Consider the following 19749-nt stretch of genomic DNA (forward strand, 5'->3'; position numbering starts at 1 on the left):
AAATAATGTTTTTTTGGTTTTTTTTGCATAATGCTGATGCAAAGGAATAAATACAGCCAAGAAATTTTGCGATTCTCTTATTTTTGCTTAGCATTTTTTAATTCCTTTATAATACAAGAACAAGCCTACTCTTAAAGTCATAATTACCAATTCAGTGATTAAAACCATATATACCACTGAAATCGCATGAATATTTTCAGTAATATACAGGATTAAGATTCCAAAAACTTGAATTAGCGCCCCACATATAACTGTATAATTAGCAACATTCAATTTATCTATCGCAGCAAATGCCGGATAACCAAAGTTTACACTAATAAAAGTCACGATAGTTAATACGATGAAGACATTAAATATAGGTGTTGCCTCTAAAAAACTACTACCATAAAAAATTTTAATAAATGCAGGAGCTAAAAGATAACCAATAAAACTTACAATCAGCATAGGCACACCCAGTATTAATATAACTCGAAGCACCATTTTGTGATCATTTCTCTTCGCGACATATGGATAAAGAGCTTGAGTTACAGGTGATGTTAACGCCTGGAGGGCCTGATAAATTTTTTCTGCTGCACTATAGAAAGCAGCCTGTTGCATACCTGCTATAGCACCAACAATAAAAGTACTCGCAGTAGTATACATTGAATAGGAAGCTCTTGAGATAAAGAAAATAAAGCTTTCTTTTAAGCGAAAATATATTTCTCTCGTTTCAACCCTAATAAACCTTACCCCCTCCCTGTACATTAGATAGATACCTGCTATCCCTCCAATAATACAGCTCAGCGCATATGATGCTATTACTTGTTCGACACTCCCTTCGTTACGAACGAACACATAAATAAAGATGATGTACAAAAACTTCGTTAACATCATATATATAGTTATAGCACGCATTTTCTCCATCCCCTGGAAAAACCATGTGGGATAACAAGCTTGCGCAAGTATAATGGACAAAATGAACAATATCTCATTGAAGGAAAGTGTTTTTAACACGTAGTAATTATATAAATAAACACCCACAAAAAAGAATATTGCCAGAAAAATTTTTGCATGTATTACTGAGTTAATATAACCATGTAACACCTCACCTTTACTCTTTGCAATTTTATAAGAAGCCGATAAATTAAACCCAAAGTCAGTAAAAATAAGACCCAATGAACAAATTGACAAAATAACCATTGTCTTTCCGAAACCATCAACTCCTAAAACTCTTGAAAGATAGGGAAGAACTAACAATGGAGCGGCAAAATTTGCTAATTGGACCAAAAACAAGCTAAAAGTGTTCTTGATTAATTTATGTGTGCGTATTACATGCAATATTTTCATAAAATTACATTTGTCTCACTACTTCAATAATTTCTGAAGTGGAGATTGACGGAGTTCTAGGCAGATAAATTACATCACATGCGGGTTTTACCCAATCAAACTTACCAAGCCAATCGTCCCCCATCACTAAAACATTAGCATTATATTTTTTAACGTATTCCAGTTTGAGATCCAGAGATTCTTCAATAAATACTTCATCAACAAACTTAAGACTAGAGATTATTTTTACTCTATCTTTTTCGCTGTAAATTGGGTATCTATTTTTTTTACTAAAATTCAAGGCATCAGATGAAATACCAACAATTAAGTAGTCCCCTAGTGCTCTGGCCCGTTCGAGGATATTGATATGCCCTACATGAAAAACATCGAATGTACCAAACGTTATGATTTTCTTCATCTTATAATACCAACTATTATTTGTCATGCAACTTTGCAGGAATATTATTTAGATCTTGCCATTAATAACATTCAACAAATACTTACCATAATTATTTTTTTTGAGTAATTGTGCAAGTTCACAAAGCTGCTCCGCATCAATAAACCCTTTACGATATGCAATCTCTTCCGGACAAGATACTTTCAAACCCTGCCGTTCTTCGATCGTTGCGATAAAGTTACTTGCTTCAATCAGGCTTTGATGTGTACCGGTATCCAACCATGCATAACCTCGGCCCATCATAGCTACAGAGAGGCGGCCCTGCTCAAGGTAAAGACGGTTAATATCCGTAATTTCCAGTTCGCCACGAGGTGACGGTTTGAGGCTTTTTGCCATGGCCACAACATCGTTGTCATAAAAATATAAACCTGTGACTGCATAATTACTTTTAGGTTCTTCAGGTTTTTCTTCCAGACTGATGGCTGTACCATTTTTATCAAACTCAACAACACCATAACGTTCAGGGTCGTTAACATGATAGGCAAATACTGTTGCTCCACCATCTTTATCAACGGCTGCAGCAAGTTGTTTTGGCAGATCATGTCCGTAAAAAATGTTGTCACCGAGTACCAACGCACAATCATCAGTGCCAATAAAATCTTCACCGATAATAAAAGCCTGAGCAAGACCGTCCGGAGTTGGCTGAACTTTATATTGCAAGTTCAGTCCCCACTGGCTTCCATCACCCAGAAGTTGTTCGAAGCGAGGTGTGTCTTGAGGGGTACTAATAATCAAAATATCGCGTATTCCGGCCAACATCAGCGTAGATAACGGATAGTAAATCATTGGTTTATCATAAATTGGCAGTAGTTGTTTGCTTACCGCCATCGTTACCGGATAAAGACGCGTACCCGAACCACCAGCCAGAATAATACCTTTACGAGTTTTCATTTTGCTTATTCTCAAACAGAAAATGCCCCTGCGGGGCATTAAATGTGAAATGTTAGATTGACGTTGTTGTGAACAGCTCTTCCAGCATGCGTTTAACACCCTTCTCCCAGGAAGGCAGTGTTAACCCAAAGTTTTTCTGAAATTTTTCTGTGTTCAGACGTGAATTGGAGGGGCGTTTAGCTGGTGTAGGATATGCGCTTGTTGGCACAGCATTGAGTTTTGTCAGTGCAAGCTCAATCCCTGCTTTGCGTGCCTCATCAAACACCAATGCAGCATAGTCATGCCATGTGGTAACCCCACCTGCAACCAAGTGATAAAGTCCCGACACTTCTGGCTTCGCCATCGCAATACGGATGGCATGCGCAGTACAATCTGCAAGTAATTCTGCCCCAGTTGGCGCGCCAAATTGATCGTTGATTACAGATAATTCTTCACGAGCTGTTGCCAGTTTCAGCATCGTTTTTGCGAAGTTATTCCCCTTACCCGCGTAGACCCAACTGGTACGAAAAATAAGATGTTTCGCACAGTATTGCTGAAGCGCCTGTTCACCAGCAAGTTTAGTTTCACCATAAACATTCATCGGTGCCGTAGCATCCGTTTCACGCCATGGCGTATCACCATCGCCAGGGAAAACGTAATCGGTAGAATAATGGATAACCCATGCGTTAATACTGGCTGCCGCTTTAGCAATAGCCTCTACGCTACGCGCATTCAACAACTCTGAGAGTTCACGTTCGGTTTCTGCTTTATCAACTGCCGTATGTGCTGCTGCATTGACGATGACATCAGGTTTGATTCGCAGAACAGTTTCGGCAATGCCTTCAGGATTACTGAAATCACCGCAGTAATCTGTCGAATGGAAATCCAACGCAGTCACATCCCCTAGTGGAGCCAACGCACGCTGTAGTTCCCAACCCACCTGCCCTGTTTTGCCAAATAACAGAATATTCATTAGCTACGCGCTCCGTAATTCTGGTCAATCCAGGTCTTGTAAGCGCCACTCTTCACATTCTCGATCCATTGGGTGTTTGCCAGATACCATTCAACCGTTTTGCGGATCCCTGATTCGAATGTCTCCTGGGGTTTCCATGCCAGCTCACGACTCATCTTCGCAGCATCAATCGCATAGCGACGGTCATGGCCAGGACGATCGGCAACATAGGTGATCTGTTCACGGTAGGAGGTGTCTTTAGGCACGATCTCATCCAGCAGGTCGCAGATGGTGTGCACAACATCGAGATTTTTTTTCTCGTTATGTCCGCCAATATTATAGGTCTCACCCGGCTTACCCTGAGTAACAACCGTGTACAACGCGCGTGCATGATCTTCAACATACAGCCAGTCGCGAATCTGATCGCCCTTGCCATAAATCGGCAGCGCCTTCCCTTCCAGGGCATTCAGAATAACAAGTGGGATCAGCTTTTCTGGGAAGTGATACGGGCCATAGTTGTTCGAGCAGTTAGTCACCATGGTTGGCATGCCATACGTGCGCAGCCACGCCCGAACTAAATGGTCGCTAGACGCTTTCGATGCAGAATAAGGGCTGCTTGGCGCATACGCTGTTTTCTCAGTAAACAGAGGCAGTTCACTACCTGCAGCCACTTCGTCCGGATGAGGCAGGTCACCATACACTTCGTCAGTGGAAATGTGATGGAAGCGGAAAGCGGCTTTTTTATCAGCATCCAGTTCCGACCAGTATTTGCGAGCGGCTTCCAGAAGAACATAGGTACCCACAATATTAGTCTCGATAAAATCAGCTGGCCCCGTAATTGAGCGGTCAACGTGACTTTCCGCCGCCAGATGCATGACCGCGTCAGGCTGATGTTCTACAAAAATGCGCGCCATCGTTTCAGCGTCACAAATATCTGCATGTTCGAAACTGTAGCGGTCACTGTTATCAACCTCTACTAATGATTCGAGGTTACCTGCATACGTCAATTTATCGACATTGACGACTGAATCCAGAGTATTATTAATAATATGTCGAACAACGGCAGATCCAATAAAACCTGCGCCGCCAGTAACCAAAATTTTCACGTTTATTTCGCTCTTAACTATATTCGGAAAATAGAGAGATTAAATATAGGTCAATAATTCTAACCATATTTAATAATATTAGGCACGCTACCGCCCCTGGCTCAACAGCTACCAGTGCACTGCACAAAAATCAGTATGTCGTAGGCCAGTTCACGCAAACCTTCGCGGTTGAGATGAATCTCGCCCAACAATTTAGCCCACTATTTTGGGCTCAAACCTTGTGTAAGACAAGGAGAAATCCGGCATTTTTTATCAAAAAAAGCCGCGCGATCACTAATTTTAGTTGTTGTTTTTAATAGCAAAAACGGCAGTTGCTGTGAAATGAAATAAACCTCACTCACAATCATCTGCCGTTGTGTTAAAAATCTAACATATCTTGATGCTAAGACGATTTACTCAGAAAGCAACTTCTCAATCCCTTTCCGGAACTTCGCCCCTTCTTTCAGGTTGCGCAGCCCGTACTGAACAAATGCCTGCATGTAACCCATTTTCTTGCCGCAGTCGTAGCTGTCGCCGCTCATCAGCATCGCGTCAACGGACTGTTTCTTCGCCAGCTCGGCAATAGCATCCGTCAGCTGAATACGGCCCCAGGCGCCCGGCGCGGTTTTTTCCAGTTCGGCCCAGATGTCAGCGGAAAGCACATAGCGCCCTACGGCCATCAGGTCGGAATCCAGCGTTTGCGGTTGGTCTGGTTTTTCGATGAACTCGACGATACGGCTCACTTTACCTTCTACGGTTAGCGGCTCTTTGGTCTGAATAACAGAGTACTCAGAAAGATCGCCCGGCATACGTTTCGCCAGCACCTGGCTGCGGCCTGTTTCGTTGAAACGCGCCACCATGGCAGCAAGGTTATAACGCAATGGGTCGGCAGTCGCGCCATCGAGAATGATATCCGGCAAAACAACCACGAACGGGTTATCGCCAACGATCGGACGCGCGCACAGAATGGAGTGGCCCAGGCCCAGCGGCTGTGCCTGGCGGACGTTCATAATGGTTACGCCCGGCGGGCAAATGGACTGAACTTCTGCCAGTAGCTGACGCTTTACGCGCTGCTCAAGCAGAGCTTCCAGTTCGTAGGAGGTGTCGAAGTGGTTTTCCACGGCATTTTTAGAAGCGTGGGTGACCAGGACGATTTCTTTGATCCCTGCAGCAACAACTTCGTCGACGATGTATTGGATCATCGGCTTGTCAACGATTGGTAGCATCTCTTTAGGAATGGCCTTGGTGGCAGGGAGCATATGCATGCCCAGCCCGGCTACCGGAATGACTGCTTTCAAATTAACCATTTTCGTGTCCACCTATATACGGTTGATGAATTATAGCTATTAACGATGTTTGATCCACTATGTTTTCTCATAGTATCGGGTAAAGACCACTAAATCTCTGGATACAATCCGAGAATGCGTCTGAAGAGGTGGGTTCGGCTAAAAATTCAGCGTTTGGGTAGGGTAAAATTCAGCGCATCGACATTGACAACATGCTGATCAATAAGGTCAATGTCCGCAGACTGCTGGCCATTTTCATTGATTGCTTGAATATTTGACATTGAGAGCAGCGTCTCGTGTTTGGCCATAAATTTTCCGCGAACATCCTTGCGTAAGTCGAAGTGAAGTTGTAACGCGGGCCCGCGCACTTTGGGTTGCATCACTTTGATATTACGCATAAAAATGTGTTGTGGTTTGTTGTGAATCTCCAATGATGCGTGGTTCAGGTCGAGGTTAGTCAGCGCCACAAACGACGGCGCATTGCCCGATGAAATCTGTATTCCCCGCAGTTTCAGCGTTAATTGGCGATTATCCATCCGCACATTATTCAGCCTGAAATTCTGCGGTATCGACAGATATTTCCCTTTGATAACACCATAGCCAATTAGCATACCCGCACTATTAACCATATCCACACCATCGATAACGAAATTATCACAGCCATATATTGCTACCGTAGCGTTATCAATTCCGGCTTTCTTACTGTATTCCGGGGTGATATTTCGTGCTTTAATATTACGAATAATAAAGTGTTTACCGTTTTCGACGTGAACCAACTGTCGACAGTGGCTGCCGGTGATATTGGCCACGACAAAGTTTTTCACCGCCTGGTGCTCCGGGTAGTCGTTATCGTAGGTGCTGCCCGCAAGCCCAATGCCGATGCCCCAGTTGGTCTTGCCATTGGTGCAATCGATATGGTCAATCACATGGTCAGAGATAAGGATATTCTTATCGTTAATCGCGACGTTCCATTCAATGGCATCACCCTGCAGGTGGCTAAATTTGCTGTGGGTGATTTTTACGCCGTCGAGTTGATTATGGAATCCCTGGCGTAAAATGCCGTAGTTAGCCTGGTTAACATTGATGCGTGTGATAGTGAGATTGCGCATCGTCCTTTTTTGTTTGCCGCCGATGTATATTTGCGCCACCGGGCCGAAACCACTCATCTCCAGCCCTTCGATGGTGCAGTCAGATCCGCGAACGTCGAGGGTAATATTATTGAGTCTCCCCTCCCCCACCACTTTACACCCATCCTGCAACGCAAAACGCCCACGACCATTGCCTTTCAGGCTACCGTTAACCTGCAACGTTTTACCCGGCGGCATGATGATACCGGTGTTGATATTGTCGCAAACCACGCCCTTAGGAACGTCGATAATATCGGCGTCGTCAAACGCCTGACGAAATGCGCGGATCCAGTCATTACCGACCAGATAGTTGCGGATATCGACTGCATCATTACGCCCCAGCGCGCGCGCAGCGGGGGTGTGTAGCAGAGGAATGGCGGCAAGCGTAACGCCTGCCGACAGGAAGCGTCGTCGGGAGAATTTTTTATCCATGCAACCTCAATAGCAAAGGGTTTGCAGCAGGCTCGCAAGCTGGCGGTTAATCACCTGCTGATTGAACTCGGTTTCAACTTTTTGGCGGGCGCGTTGCAGCACCGGGCGCAGCGTCGGCTCATCAAGATGGCGCAGTTCGCTGAGTTTGTTTGCCAGTGCGTGGGCGTCGTTTTCCGCCACCAGCCAGCCGGACGCATTGGCGTCTATCAGTTCCGGAATACCGCTGTGCTCGGTGGAGAGCACCGGAATACCTACCGCCATCGCTTCCATCAGCGCGACGGGAATGCCTTCCATATCGCCATCCGCGCCGGTAATCGACGGCAGCAGAAAGACATCCGCCTCATCGAGCATCGCTTTTACCTCGTGGCTGGGCTTAAAGCCCGGCATCTCCACGCACCCTTCCAGTTGATACTGTTCGATAAGCGTGCGCAGGCGGCGCTCCCACGGGCCAATACCAAGGATGCGGTAATGAAACGCCACGCCACGCTCTTTCAACTGACGGCACGCTTCAATCGCTACATGCAGCCCTTTTTTCTCGGTCAGGCGGGCGACGGAGATAATTTGCAATGTCTCACCTGGCGCTTTGGTCGGACGCAGGGCAAAACGATCCATATTGACACCCATCCGCGAGACAGCGATTTTTGCACTCGGGCAGCCCATTCCCTGCAAGCGTTTCGCCCATAAGTCACTGATCGGCAACATCAGATCGCCCCGCCGAAAAAGCTGTTGATACTCCGGCGTATAGTGATTCAGTACATCGCGGCTGGAGATGTCAATGCCGTGAAAAACGGTGGCGATTTTGCCGCGTATCACACCCAGTTCGCGCAGTTTCGCCGCCGTGACGCCCGCCGGGCCGAAGTGAGCGATAAACACATCGGCGCGGAACGGTTGAGGGTTATTGCCACAAATGGCCGAGAGGATCAGGTTGCGCGCTTCGTGACCGTAACGCTTCATGTTCAGCGCCTGCCAGGTCGCCGGGCGATGCAATCCGCGCAGTGTACTCATCGCACGGTGGCGAAACTTCGCCCCCGTACTCGTGGGTTCATCCTGCAGCCAGCGGGTTTTCGCGGCCAGGTTATATTGGGTGTACGCCGCGTGAGTGTTGGTCATATCGCCCTTTTGCAGAGCGATAATTTCGACCTCGTGGCCCATTTCGATAAAGGCCACAATCTGATTGAGCACAAAGGTTTCAGACGACAGCGGGAATTTCAGCAAGAAGAAACCAACCTTCATTTCCCCTCCCCGATGCGCGTTAATACCGATTCCACCATCGCCCGCCCCGCCGCACGCTCACGTGCCACCGCTTCGTTCAGGCGCGGTACCAGTGTCGGAAGCTGGCCTAATGTGTCCGCCGCCATCGCTTCCAGGTCGCCGTTCAGCAGATGGCGAATATCCACCGCCATTTCCGGCATACCCAGTTGCTGCATAATACCGGCCGATTTGTGTTCATAGTTAATCGCAATCGCCGGTGTTCCGAAGTTCATGGAGATAATCGCTGAATGCAGACGTGTACCGACCGTCAGGTCACAGGCGCCCAGCAGTTTGCCCATTTCGAGATCGTTAAGCTCATCCATCACCACGTGGTAGCGCGATGGGTCCTGAATATGTTTACGCAGGTTAAGCGCCACCATGCGATCATCTTTGTTATAGCTGTCGATGCCCGTACAGGTAGAGAGCGCCATCACCTGCCAGCCGCTGGCGATAATGCGGTTGACCACGCCTGCAAACGCTTTTTCGTAGGCTTCCTGCGTGGTGCCGAGGCGCTTATCAAACGGCGCCAGTTCACGCAGGGTAATGGCGACGGTTTTCTGCTGCTGCGCGACATTCAGCCAGTGCTGTACGGCGTAACTCGCGTCAAAGCTGTCATTGTGATGATCCACCAGCCAGGCGGTATCAACGCCCTTCTCCACTTTCGAGGTGTCAATATCGCTGCGTTTCATCAAATCAAGGCTGACCGACTCGCGCAGGAACAGGGCGTCGCAATGTCCGAAGACATAGTTTGCCATCTGGTTAAACGCCGGTGCCTGGAACGGCCCGACACTATGGCCGACCATATAAATCGGTTTTTTCGCCATAAAGGTACACAGCGCGTGCTCAAACTGCGTCACACCATACAGGTCGACGAAGAACGAGCCGCCCACCTGGATAATCGCGTCATAACCGGACAACAGACGCACAAAATCGGTAAAGCCCTGAGCAATGGCGATATTACGTAGCTTGCCGCTGTCGGTTACGCGCGAGAGCAGCACCTGGTGTTGATAGCGACGACGCAGCACTTTTTTTACTCGCCCGACCATGCCCGGCGCGTTGTTATGCGCTTTCATCTGCAAATAGAGCGGATCGCCCATCACCGGGCGATTGAGCAGCCAGGAGGAACTCACCGGATACCGGCTCATCACATCCACTTCAGCCTCAGGCGAGAGCGTGTTGATGGCATCTAAAAGCCCGCGCAGAATGGCGCTGTCGCCACGGTTGCCGCAGGTGTGGTTGCCAAGAATCAATAATTTCATAATGACCTCAAAAATTAGCCTGCGCGAAGCAGCGTTTTCATTTTCTCGTTACGGCACAGCTGGCGCTTCATCTCCACCACCAGCGGGTGGCGGGAGAGCACAATCATCGCCACAAAAGCCAGTACGCCCGCGGCAATCTGTGTTGCCAACAGTAACGCCAGCGGCAGTTGACCATTCAGCGCCCACCCCAGGCCGTAGCTCACCGCGAGCGTAGGCAAAGAGAGGTAAAACGGTAGCCACAGGCTGAGAATGTATTCACGGTAGCTGGAGCCCAGAATGGGTTTGATCAGCACGAAATAGCTCAGAATGGTGTTGATAATCTGCACCAGCAGGAAGCCCAGCGTGACGCCAATCGCACCGCCCAACTGACCGCCGACGATGATCGCCGGGATAAACAGGCAGGTTTTAAAAACGTTGAATTTAAAACTGATATCGACGCGTGCTTTCGCCATCAACAGCGAACCAATCGGATTCCCCACCGACCGCAGTAGCCCTACCACGCACAGCAGTTGCAGCACCGGAATGATGCTCACCCACTTCTCACCAAAAACCAGCGGCACAAAGTTGTTGCTCACCACCATCAGCCCGAGCAGCGCCGGGAAGTTGATAATGCCGACCACAGAAAGCAGCTTGTAGAAGTTGACGCGCAGTTTGGCCGTGTCGTCCTGTATTTTGGCAAATGCCGGGAACAGCACGCGGGTGATAATCGGATTCAGTTTCATCGGCGGCACCACCGCCACGTTGTAGGCCAGGTTGTAGCCGCCCGCGACGCTCGCCCCCAGAATACGCGCCAGTACCAGCGTCGAAAGGTTGGTGTTCACATAGTTAATCACGCTATCCGCCGTCAGCCAGGCGCCAAAACGCAGGTTAGACGACACGCTCGCCAGCGAAAAATGCAGCCCCGGGCGATAAATTTTGCGGCCAAAGTAGCCAAACAGCAGCGTACGCACTGCGCTGTTGACCAGATAACCGAGGATCGCGGTCATGGCTAACGGCCAGAAGTGCGCCGACACCACGGTGAAAGTAAAGCCCGCCAGCACCGAACTGGTTTCAATCAGGCCAATCTTGTTGAACTCCAGCTCTTTTTGCATCAGCGCGCGAAACTGCTGCCCGTGGGGGATCACAATAAAGGCCAGCGATAAGGTCTGGATCAGCGGCTGTAAATCCGGGTTATGTAACACGCTGGCAATCGCCCCGCTCAGGGCAAATACCGCCACGCACACCACCACGCCCAGCCCGACGTTCAGCCAGTACAGGGTGGTGAGTTCAAGGTGGCTTATCTCTTTACGCTGAATAATCGAGTTCGCGATACCGAAATCAGATAGCGTATCCGCCAGCGCGATAATCACCAGCGACACGGTCAGCAGACCGAACTGGTGGTTATCGATGATGCGCGCCAGCACCGTCATCTGCACCAGCCCCAGGCCAATGATAATGACAGTCGCCATGGCCGACCACTTCGCACCGCTGATGGTTTTTTCTCTCAGGCTCATACCCGTTCCTCAATACGCCGTTTTACTGACGAAGCCTTTGAACACCGTCAGGAAAACAATTTTGATATCGAACCACAGGCTCCATTCGCGAATGTATTCCAGGTCGAACTCGACGCGTTTTTCCATTTTTTCCAGCGTGTCGGTCTCGCCGCGCCAGCCGTTGATTTGCGCCCAACCGGTAATGCCTGGCTTCACTTTGTGGCGCAGCATGTAACCCTCAATCAACTGGCGATACTGTTCGTTGTGCGCCACCGCATGAGGACGCGGGCCGACGATCGACATGCCGCCGGTCAACACGTTGATAAACTGCGGCAGTTCATCGAGCGAGGTACGGCGCAGGAAGTTTCCAACCGGCGTCACGCGCGGGTCGTTTTGTGTCGCCTGAGTGACCACCGCGTCGTTTTCCATCACCTTCATGGAACGGAATTTCCACACTTTGATAGGCTTACCGTCCATGCCGTAACGGGTCTGGCGGAAAATGACCGGCCCGGCGGAAGTGAGTTTCACCGCCAGCGCGATGCAGCACAGCGCAGGCGAAATCAGCAGCAGGATCATGCTGGCGAGCACGATATCTTCCAGCCGTTTAATGATGCGGTTGACGCCAGAGAGCGGCGTGTCGTACAGCGGCACGACCGGCACACCGTTGACCTCTTCAATACGCGAATGAAGAATGTTGAAGGTAAACACATCGGGGATAATCAGCACCGAGCAGGTGGTATCCGCCAGCTCGCGCATCAGTTTTTTAATCAGCCCCTCTTCCTGCATCGACATGGCGATATAGACGTTATGAATTTTGCCCGCGCGCGCGTCGTCCAGCAGTTGCTGAATATTGCCCGCCCAGTCGGCGCTGACGCCACCCGGTTTAGCGTCATGATAGGTGCCCACCACTTCATAACCGATCCACGGCTGATTACGGAAGCTCTCCAGCAGCGCCTGCCCCTGCGGGAGATCGCCCGCTACCGCGACGTAGCGTTTGTTGTAACCATGATTGCGCAGCACGCCGGCGCCATAACGAATAAACGCCCGGCTGGCCAACATGCCGCAGGTGGTCAGTAAATACCAGCTCAGCCAGACGCTGATATGGGTGCTGAAATCGTCGTCAAACGCCAGCAGTCCGGCGCTGAATACCAGGCTCAGCGTCCAGTTCTGTAGCAGCAACAACAGTTCGGTGGTTATGCGCACGCCGCGCCATGAACGATAGAAATCCGTGATCCCGCCGATCATCTGGAACACCACCAGCGTCACCAGCGCCATCAGCAGATGGAGATACAAAAACGGCAGCGCCGCGGCTTTGCACACTACCCACAGCCCGCCGAGCATAATGGTGATATCCGAAAAACGCTGCACCATTGAGATTAACGATGCATTCGTTTTGGCTCGCTCGCGCTTTTTTAGAGTCGTCATCGTTGTTCCTTTTTCATCACCAGTCACCCTCACCCCGGCCCTCTCCCTGAGGGAGAGGGTGAAAACCCGCGCAGATGTTAAGCCTGTGCATGATCTGTCCCCTCTCCCTCAGGGAGAGGGTTAGGGTGAGGGGGGCTTTTACTGCTTAAGCAGCGCCAGAATATCCTGCGTTCGTGCCAGCATCAGCGGGGTATCACCACGCGATTCCACGTTCAAACGCACCACCGGTTCGGTGTTCGAGGAACGCAGGTTGAAGCGCCAGTCGGCAAACGCCAGGCTGATGCCATCGGTACGGTCAATTTCCAGCGCCTCGTGAGCAAAGTGCTGCTCTACGCGGGCAATTGCCGCAGCAGGCTCGGCCAGTTTGCTGTTGATCTCGCCGCTTGCCGGGAAGGCAGACATCCGATCGCGCACCAGTTCGCCCAGCGTTTTCCCTTTCAGGCACAGCAGTTCGCTTACCAGCAGCCACGGGATCATTCCGCTGTCGCAGTAGGCAAAATCGCGGAAATAGTGATGGGCGCTCATTTCGCCGCCGTAGATGGCGTCGTCTTTGCGCATGCGTTCTTTGATAAAAGCGTGGCCGGTTTTCGACATCACCGGCGTGCCGCCCGCCGCTGTCACCACATCTACCGTGTTCCAGGAAAGACGCGGGTCGTGGATAATTTTGGCGCCCGGATTTTTCTCCAGGAACGCTTCTGCCAGCAGGCCGACGATGTAATACCCTTCGATAAACTGCCCGGTTTCATCGAACAGGAAGCAGCGGTCGAAATCGCCATCAAACGCGATACCCATATCCGCGCCGTGTTCGATTACCGCGTTGCGGGTGTCGTCGCGGCACTCAGGTAACAGCGGGTTAGGAATACCGTTGGGGAAATTGCCGTCCGGGGTGTTGTGCACTTTAATCAGCGTCACTGGCACGTTTAGCGCTTTAAAGCGCGCTTCGAGCGCATCAATCACCGGCCCTGCCGCGCCGTTGCCAGCGTTCACCACCAGCTTGAGGGGCGTCAGGTTTTTGACGTTGATGTACTGCAACAGGTGATCAATATACGCATCGCGCAGGTTAATTTTCTGATAGCTGCCGCGCTGACTTTCATCCACCGGCGGGAAGTCGTTAGCCTCCGCCAGACGCTGCACATCGCGCAGCCCGGTATCACCGCTGATTGGACGCGCCCCTTCGCGCACCAGCTTCATGCCGTTGTAATCCATCGGATTATGGCTGGCGGTGACTTCAATGCCGCCATCAATCCCCAGATGGAAGGTCGCAAAATAGATCTCTTCAGTACCAGAAAGCCCGATATCGAGCACATCAACGCCCGCATCGCGCAGACCGCGTGCCAGCGCCAGTTTCAGCGCTTCGCTGGTCAGACGCACATCGCCACCCAGCACAATGGTTTTCGGTTTCAGAAATTCGCCATAGGCGCGGCCAATACGCCACGCGATATCTTCATTCAGCTCTTCGCCTAATTTGCCGCGAATGTCATAGGCTTTAAAACAGGTTAATGTTTTCATGTTTTTACCTTTCTTCAGGCAACAGTTGGCCCTGACCAAAATGGCCATTTTTTCGTTGTCGTTATTTATGCGTGAGCGCTACACGCGCCCGTAGCGATCCGCAAAGCGCACCACATCGTCCTCTTCCAGATACGAACCGGAGCGGACTTCAATTAAATCGAGCGGGATCTTGCCGGGATTCTCAAGGCTATGAGTCGCGCCAAGCGGGATATAAATAGATTCGTTTTCACCCAGCAGCTTGATGTCATCGTTGATGGTGACTTTGGCGGTGCCCGCCACCACAATCCAGTGTTCTGCCCGGTGGTGATGCATTTGCAGTGAAAGCCCCTCGCCCGGTTTCACGGTGATCCGTTTCACCTGATAGCGATCGCCAGCATCAATCGAGTCATATTTCCCCCACGGGCGATACACTTCGCGGTGAATATGATGCTCATGACGCCCCTCGGCTTTAATTTGCTCGACGACTTTTTTGACGTCCTGAACCGCGCTGCGATCGGCGATCAGAACCGCGTCTTTGGTCTGCACCACCACCAAATCCTTTACACCGACGGTCGTCACCAGGCCGGATTCGGCGTACACATAGCTGTTTTCGGTTTTGTGGCTGATCACGTCACCGTGATGCACGTTGCCTTCCGGCGTATGGTTGCTGATTTCCCACAGTGAAGACCAGGAGCCCACGTCGCTCCAGCCTGCGTCCATCGGCACCACCACCGCGTCGGCGGTCTGTTCCATTACCGCGTAATCGATAGACTCTTCCGGGCAAGCGAGAAACGCGGCTTCATCGACGCGGATGAAATCAAGATCCGGGTCGGTGACGCTCATGGCTTTCTCGCACGCTTCAAGAATATCCGGGCGATATTTTTTCAGCTCTTCCAGGAAGCGTCCGGCACGGAACAGGAACATACCGCTGTTCCAGTAATATTCGCCGCTGGAGACATACGCCTGGGCGGTATCGAGATTCGGTTTTTCGACAAACTGCGCCACATCGAAGGCCACCGCGTCTTTTTCGCCTGGTGAAACATCACCACGACGAATATAGCCATAGCCGGTTTCCGGCAGATCGGGCACGATACCAAACGTGACCAGTTTGCCGCTTTCCGCGTACGGTGTCGCATTGCGCACCGCCTCACGGAACGCGTCTTCATTCTGAATAACGTGGTCTGCCGCCAGCACCAGCATCAGCGGGTCGCAGCCGGTTTCACGACGCACCGCCGCCAGCGCCGCAAGGGCAATCGCCGGGGCGGTATTCCGCCCCACAGGTTCGAGAATAATATTCTCGGTCAGCTTATTCATCTGGCGCAGTTGCTCGGCCACGATAAAGCGGTGCTGCTCATTGCAGATAACCACCGGGCTTTCACACTCCACGCCGTGCAGACGATTAATCGTCGCCTGCAGCATGGTCAGTTCGCCTTTCAGGCACAGGAACTGTTTGGGATAAAGCACTCGGGACAGCGGCCACAAACGGCTGCCGGAGCCACCGGCCATCACTACCGGAAAAAGTGTTGATTGACTCATCGTTTAACCCCGAATATCAGCAATAAATTGACTCAGCACGTTCTCTTTCTCGAGCGTGCGTTCCGCGTAGGCCAGCGCCTGCGCGTTGCGTTTCGGCATCAAGAGTGCCTGTTCAATACCGTCCATTAACGCCGGAACCGATTCCGGCTCGACGCACACGGCAATCCCCGGTTCATTGAGGCATAACTGCCCTAATTCGGTTTCAGCTTCCGCGGTAATCACCGCATTACCGCCCACCGCCAGAATATTGGTCAGTTTGGACGGCAGTACTGCATCCGCCGCGCCGCGTTTTTGAATCACCAGATGGCAGTCGGCCATCGAAAGCAGCGCGGGCAGTGCGTCGTAAGATTGCAACGGGAAGAAGCGCACATTGTCTAACCTGCGCTCTGCCGCCAGTTTTTCCAGCCGCGCTTTCCCGCCACCCTGGCCGACAATCACAAACAGCCACGGTTTGTCACGCAGCAAGGCGGCGGCCTCAATCACGCTTTCCAGCCCCTGCTTCTCGCCGATATTGCCGGAGTAAAGAATCAGTTTGCGGTCGGCTGGCAGGCCAAGCTGTTCGCGTAAAACCGCAACATGGGTGCTGTTCACATCGCGAAAACGCGCCACTTCCGACCAGTTTGGGAAGAAAATGATCTTCTCTTCCGGCACGCCCTTCTCACGGGCTTTATTCATCATTGAGCGTGAGATAGTTGAGACATTATCGACGTTAAGCAGGCCGCTACGCTCAAAGGCGCTGGCGAGCTTCGCCACTTTGCCCGGTTTGCCTTTACCTGCCATGCCCAGGCCGAGCATCGCGTCCACTTCATAATCCTGAATATGCAGCAGCGTGCGCGCACCGGAGAGTTTTGCCAGCAGGCGCATACCCGGCGTGCAAAAGAGCGTTGGCACCACGCCGATAATGCGATCCGGCTTCCAGCGACGCTGGGCCAGCAGCGGGAAGACGCTGCTGACGGCAAAGCTGCCTAAATGGATCAGGCGCTTCAGCGTGGAGGGCTGTTTCGGCACATACAGTGGGCAACGCCAGACGGTGGCGGCCCCCTCTTCCCGACGATAGCGCCAGGCGGAGTAGTGCTCGCCCACCTGCCACTGCGGATAGTACGGCGGCGCGGTGATCACCCGAACTTCATGCCCCTGGCTTGCCATCCACTCGACCATTTCGCCGGTGTATTTGCCGATACCGGTCAGCTCGGGTGAATAATTGATGCCATAAACCAATATCTTCATAACCCTGGCACCTCGGCCCGCTTCTCATCGAGGAAGTAGGCGCGGCTGTTGGCATGCACATTGTCCGCAGCCAGCAGCGCCGACGGCGTCAGCCAGCGGTAATCATTGTGCTGTTCATCCGGGAGCGTCAGATCGCTTGCATCTACGCGCAGACGGAAACCCAGCACGATGTAATGGGTAGAGAAATCCGCCCCGGAAAAGTTATCGTCATAAAAATGCTGCCAGACGCCGTAGAACTGGCCTGCCGATATCGGCAGGCTCAGGCCCAGCTCCGCCTGCGTTAAGCGGGCGAAGGCGTCGGCGAGCGTTTCATCTTTCTGCACGCGACCGCCAGGAACAAACCAGAACCCCTGCGCCGGACGGTTGGTGCGTTTGCCAAGCAGATATTCGCCCTGCGCGTTTTCCACAATCAAATCAATTGAGATAAGCGGTGTAGAACGCACTACGGTGGCAAAATCCTGCGTGCTCAGAAACATCGGTTACCCCCGGAAACGCTGCTGGTTTTGCAAAAACCACTGGTAGGTGCTGGCAAGGCCAGCTTCCAGGGTGATTTCGTGATACCAGCCCAGTTGATGCAGGCGGGTGACGTCGAGCAGTTTGCGCGGCGTGCCGTCCGGTTTGGACGCATCAAAGACCACACGTCCCTTAAAGCCCACCACTTTCGCCAGCGTCTGCGCCAGTTCGCGAATGGTGCAGTCGATGCCGGTGCCGACGTTGATATGCGACAACATCGGCTGGGTGTTCTCCTGCCATACGTCGCGATCCAGCTCCATCACGTGGATGCTGGCAGCCGCCATGTCGTCCACGTGGAGGAACTCGCGCATCGGCGTACCGCTGCCCCACACCACCACATCCGATGCATTCTGCTGGGCGGCTTCGTGGAAGCGGCGCAACAGCGCAGGAATGACGTGCGAATTGCTGGGGTGGAAGTTATCGTTCGGCCCGTACAGGTTCGTCGGCATCACCGAGCGATAGTCACGACCGTACTGGCGGTTATAGGATTCACACAGCTTGATCCCGGCAATTTTGGCAATCGCGTAGGGCTCGTTGGTCGCTTCCAGCGTACCCTGCAGAAGCTCACTTTCGGCCATTGGCTGCTTCGCCAGCTTCGGATAGATGCAGGATGAGCCAAGGAACAGCAGCTTATTCACGTTATGCACATGTGCAGCATGAATGATGTTGCTTTCAATCATCATGTTTTCGTAGATGAAATCGGCGGGATAGGTATTGTTCGCCACAATACCGCCCACTTTTGCCGCCGCCAGATAAACCTGGTCAATCTGTTCGGTGGCAAAAAATTCGTTCACTGCATTGCTGTCGAGCAGGTTGAGCTCATCGCGAGTACGCAGAATCAGATCCACGTTTTCTCGCTGCTCAAGCTGGCGGACAATGGCCGAACCGACCATTCCCCGGTGGCCCGCCACAAAAATACGTTGTCTGGTCATTCTCAGGACTCCAGCGCGATCGCCACATCGTAGCCGTGGGATTTCAGCAGAGAGTGTTTCTTCGCCGCTTCGAGGTCTTTGGCAACCATTTCCGAAACCATTTCCTGCAGGGTGGTTTCCGGTTTCCAGCCCAGCGTTTCGTGCGCTTTGGTCGGGTCGCCCAGCAGGGTTTCCACTTCCGCAGGACGGAAATAGCGCGGGTCAACGGCAATGATGATATCGCCCGGTTTCACGCCCGGCGCATCATGGCCGGTGACAGAAACCACAATGCCCTTCTCTTCCACGCCGGTACCTTCAAAGCGCAGCTTGATGCCCAGCTGAGCCGCCGCCATTTCGACGAACTGACGCACGGAGTACTGCACGCCGGTGGCGATAACGAAATCTTCCGGCTTGTCCTGTTGCAGCATCATCCACTGCATTTTCACGTAGTCCTTGGCGTGGCCCCAGTCACGCAGGGAATCCATGTTGCCGAGATACAAGCAGGACTCCAGCCCCTGCGCAATATTGGCAATCGCGCGGGTAATTTTGCGGGTGACGAAGGTTTCGCCACGGCGCGGGGATTCATGGTTGAACAGAATGCCGTTGCAGGCATACATGCCGTAGGATTCGCGGTAGTTGACGGTGATCCAGTAGGCGTACAGTTTTGCTACCGCATACGGAGAGCGCGGATAGAACGGCGTAGTCTCTTTCTGCGGAATTTCCTGAACCAGGCCGTACAGCTCAGAGGTGGACGCCTGATAGAAACGGGTTTTCTTTTCAAGACCGAGGAAGCGAATAGCTTCCAGCAGACGCAGCGTACCCATGGCATCCACGTCGGCGGTGTATTCCGGAGATTCAAACGAAACGGCCACGTGGCTCATCGCGCCCAGGTTGTACACTTCATCCGGCTGCACTTCCTGCAGAATACGGGTCAGGTTCGAGCTGTCGGTCAGGTCACCGTAGTGCAGGTGGAATTTCGGGTTGCTGCTGTGCGGATCCTGATAGATGTGGTCAACGCGTTCCGTGTTAAAAGAGGAAGCGCGGCGCTTAATGCCATGCACTTCGTAGCCTTTTTCCAGCAGAAGCTCTGCCAGGTAAGAACCATCCTGGCCGGTTACGCCGGTGATGAGAGCGACTTTTGACATGTTTTTAT

Annotated in this window: 17 protein-coding genes; all 17 read right to left on the reverse strand. The window is 51.8% G+C overall.

Annotated elements, in window-relative coordinates; translation table 11 throughout:
- Window positions 1-87: 87 nt before the first annotated feature.
- Complete coding sequence (locus DBY68_RS00005; protein WP_108473762.1) at window positions 88-1326, reverse strand: oligosaccharide flippase family protein; 1239 nt, start codon at window positions 1324-1326, stop codon at window positions 88-90.
- Window positions 1327-1330: 4 nt separating this feature from the next.
- Window positions 1331-1723 carry an adenylyltransferase/cytidyltransferase family protein gene (locus DBY68_RS00010; RefSeq protein WP_108473786.1) on the reverse strand — a complete coding sequence of 131 codons (393 nt, stop codon included), beginning with the start codon at window positions 1721-1723 and terminating at the stop codon, window positions 1331-1333.
- A gap of 48 nt (window positions 1724-1771) precedes the next feature.
- On the reverse strand, window positions 1772-2653 hold the full coding sequence (rfbA, locus tag DBY68_RS00015) for a glucose-1-phosphate thymidylyltransferase RfbA (RefSeq protein WP_108473761.1): 882 nt from the start codon (window positions 2651-2653) through the stop codon (window positions 1772-1774).
- A gap of 52 nt (window positions 2654-2705) precedes the next feature.
- Window positions 2706-3605, reverse strand: a complete 900-nt coding sequence (gene rfbD, locus DBY68_RS00020; protein ID WP_108473760.1) for a dTDP-4-dehydrorhamnose reductase — start codon at window positions 3603-3605, stop codon at window positions 2706-2708.
- Window positions 3605-4690 (reverse strand): dTDP-glucose 4,6-dehydratase, encoded by a 1086-nt coding sequence (gene rfbB, locus DBY68_RS00025; protein WP_108473759.1) that lies wholly within the window; start codon window positions 4688-4690, stop codon window positions 3605-3607. The genes rfbD and rfbB overlap by 1 nt, the downstream gene beginning before the upstream one ends.
- Window positions 4691-5082: 392 nt before the next feature.
- Window positions 5083-5976 carry a GalU regulator GalF gene (gene galF / locus DBY68_RS00030; protein ID WP_108473758.1) on the reverse strand — a complete coding sequence of 298 codons (894 nt, stop codon included), beginning with the start codon at window positions 5974-5976 and terminating at the stop codon, window positions 5083-5085.
- Window positions 5977-6122: 146 nt separating this feature from the next.
- On the reverse strand, window positions 6123-7514 hold the full coding sequence (wcaM, locus tag DBY68_RS00035; RefSeq protein ID WP_108473757.1) for a colanic acid biosynthesis protein WcaM: 1392 nt from the start codon (window positions 7512-7514) through the stop codon (window positions 6123-6125).
- Between the two features lie 6 nt (window positions 7515-7520).
- Window positions 7521-8747 (reverse strand): colanic acid biosynthesis glycosyltransferase WcaL, encoded by a 1227-nt coding sequence (gene wcaL / locus DBY68_RS00040; protein ID WP_108473756.1) that lies wholly within the window; start codon window positions 8745-8747, stop codon window positions 7521-7523.
- Window positions 8744-10024 (reverse strand): colanic acid biosynthesis pyruvyl transferase WcaK, encoded by a 1281-nt coding sequence (wcaK, locus tag DBY68_RS00045; protein ID WP_108473755.1) that lies wholly within the window; start codon window positions 10022-10024, stop codon window positions 8744-8746. The genes wcaL and wcaK overlap by 4 nt, the downstream gene beginning before the upstream one ends.
- Window positions 10025-10038: 14 nt before the next feature.
- Window positions 10039-11517, reverse strand: coding sequence for a colanic acid undecaprenyl disphosphate flippase WzxC (gene wzxC / locus DBY68_RS00050; RefSeq protein ID WP_108473754.1), 1479 nt, complete (start codon window positions 11515-11517; stop codon window positions 10039-10041).
- Between the two features lie 9 nt (window positions 11518-11526).
- Window positions 11527-12921: an undecaprenyl-phosphate glucose phosphotransferase gene (gene wcaJ, locus DBY68_RS00055; RefSeq protein WP_108473753.1), complete on the reverse strand. Its 1395-nt coding sequence runs from the start codon at window positions 12919-12921 to the stop codon at window positions 11527-11529.
- Window positions 12922-13059: 138 nt separating this feature from the next.
- Window positions 13060-14430 (reverse strand): colanic acid biosynthesis phosphomannomutase CpsG, encoded by a 1371-nt coding sequence (cpsG, locus tag DBY68_RS00060; RefSeq protein WP_108473752.1) that lies wholly within the window; start codon window positions 14428-14430, stop codon window positions 13060-13062.
- A gap of 78 nt (window positions 14431-14508) precedes the next feature.
- The gene (gene cpsB / locus DBY68_RS00065; RefSeq protein WP_108473751.1) at window positions 14509-15945 is read right to left on the reverse strand and encodes a mannose-1-phosphate guanyltransferase; all 1437 of its coding nucleotides are present in this window, start codon (window positions 15943-15945) and stop codon (window positions 14509-14511) included.
- 3 nt (window positions 15946-15948) lie between these two features.
- Entirely contained in the window at window positions 15949-17172 is a 1224-nt protein-coding gene (gene wcaI, locus DBY68_RS00070; protein ID WP_108473750.1) for a colanic acid biosynthesis fucosyltransferase WcaI, read from the reverse strand.
- A complete protein-coding gene (locus DBY68_RS00075) occupies window positions 17169-17648 on the reverse strand; it encodes a GDP-mannose mannosyl hydrolase (RefSeq protein WP_108473749.1) in 480 nt (159 codons plus the stop codon). The genes wcaI and DBY68_RS00075 overlap by 4 nt, the downstream gene beginning before the upstream one ends.
- Window positions 17649-17651: 3 nt before the next feature.
- Complete coding sequence (locus tag DBY68_RS00080) at window positions 17652-18617, reverse strand: GDP-L-fucose synthase (RefSeq protein WP_108473748.1); 966 nt, start codon at window positions 18615-18617, stop codon at window positions 17652-17654.
- A 2-nt stretch (window positions 18618-18619) separates the two neighbouring features.
- A complete protein-coding gene (gmd, locus tag DBY68_RS00085) occupies window positions 18620-19741 on the reverse strand; it encodes a GDP-mannose 4,6-dehydratase (protein WP_108473747.1) in 1122 nt (373 codons plus the stop codon).
- Window positions 19742-19749 lie beyond the last annotated feature (8 nt).

It is taken from the genome of Pseudocitrobacter sp. RIT415, assembly GCF_003057695.2.
Taxonomy (GTDB): Bacteria; Pseudomonadota; Gammaproteobacteria; order Enterobacterales; family Enterobacteriaceae; genus Pseudocitrobacter; species Pseudocitrobacter faecalis.

Excerpts from the sequence above, each read along its gene's own strand:
- DBY68_RS00005 (WP_108473762.1), bottom strand. The coding sequence starts at position 1,326 with ATGAAAATATTGCATGTAATACGCACACATAAATTAATCAAGAACACT.
- DBY68_RS00010 (WP_108473786.1), bottom strand. The coding sequence starts at position 1,723 with ATGAAGAAAATCATAACGTTTGGTACATTCGATGTTTTTCATGTAGGG.
- rfbA (WP_108473761.1), bottom strand. The coding sequence starts at position 2,653 with ATGAAAACTCGTAAAGGTATTATTCTGGCTGGTGGTTCGGGTACGCGT.
- rfbD (WP_108473760.1), bottom strand. The coding sequence starts at position 3,605 with ATGAATATTCTGTTATTTGGCAAAACAGGGCAGGTGGGTTGGGAACTA.
- galF (WP_108473758.1), bottom strand. The coding sequence starts at position 5,976 with ATGGTTAATTTGAAAGCAGTCATTCCGGTAGCCGGGCTGGGCATGCAT.
- wcaM (WP_108473757.1), bottom strand. The coding sequence starts at position 7,514 with ATGGATAAAAAATTCTCCCGACGACGCTTCCTGTCGGCAGGCGTTACG.
- wcaL (WP_108473756.1), bottom strand. The coding sequence starts at position 8,747 with ATGAAGGTTGGTTTCTTCTTGCTGAAATTCCCGCTGTCGTCTGAAACC.
- wcaK (WP_108473755.1), bottom strand. The coding sequence starts at position 10,024 with ATGAAATTATTGATTCTTGGCAACCACACCTGCGGCAACCGTGGCGAC.
- wzxC (WP_108473754.1), bottom strand. The coding sequence starts at position 11,517 with ATGAGCCTGAGAGAAAAAACCATCAGCGGTGCGAAGTGGTCGGCCATG.
- wcaJ (WP_108473753.1), bottom strand. The coding sequence starts at position 12,921 with ATGACGACTCTAAAAAAGCGCGAGCGAGCCAAAACGAATGCATCGTTA.
- cpsG (WP_108473752.1), bottom strand. The coding sequence starts at position 14,430 with ATGAAAACATTAACCTGTTTTAAAGCCTATGACATTCGCGGCAAATTA.
- cpsB (WP_108473751.1), bottom strand. The coding sequence starts at position 15,945 with ATGAGTCAATCAACACTTTTTCCGGTAGTGATGGCCGGTGGCTCCGGC.
- wcaI (WP_108473750.1), bottom strand. The coding sequence starts at position 17,172 with ATGAAGATATTGGTTTATGGCATCAATTATTCACCCGAGCTGACCGGT.
- DBY68_RS00075 (WP_108473749.1), bottom strand. The coding sequence starts at position 17,648 with ATGTTTCTGAGCACGCAGGATTTTGCCACCGTAGTGCGTTCTACACCG.
- DBY68_RS00080 (WP_108473748.1), bottom strand. The coding sequence starts at position 18,617 with ATGACCAGACAACGTATTTTTGTGGCGGGCCACCGGGGAATGGTCGGT.
- gmd (WP_108473747.1), bottom strand. The coding sequence starts at position 19,741 with ATGTCAAAAGTCGCTCTCATCACCGGCGTAACCGGCCAGGATGGTTCT.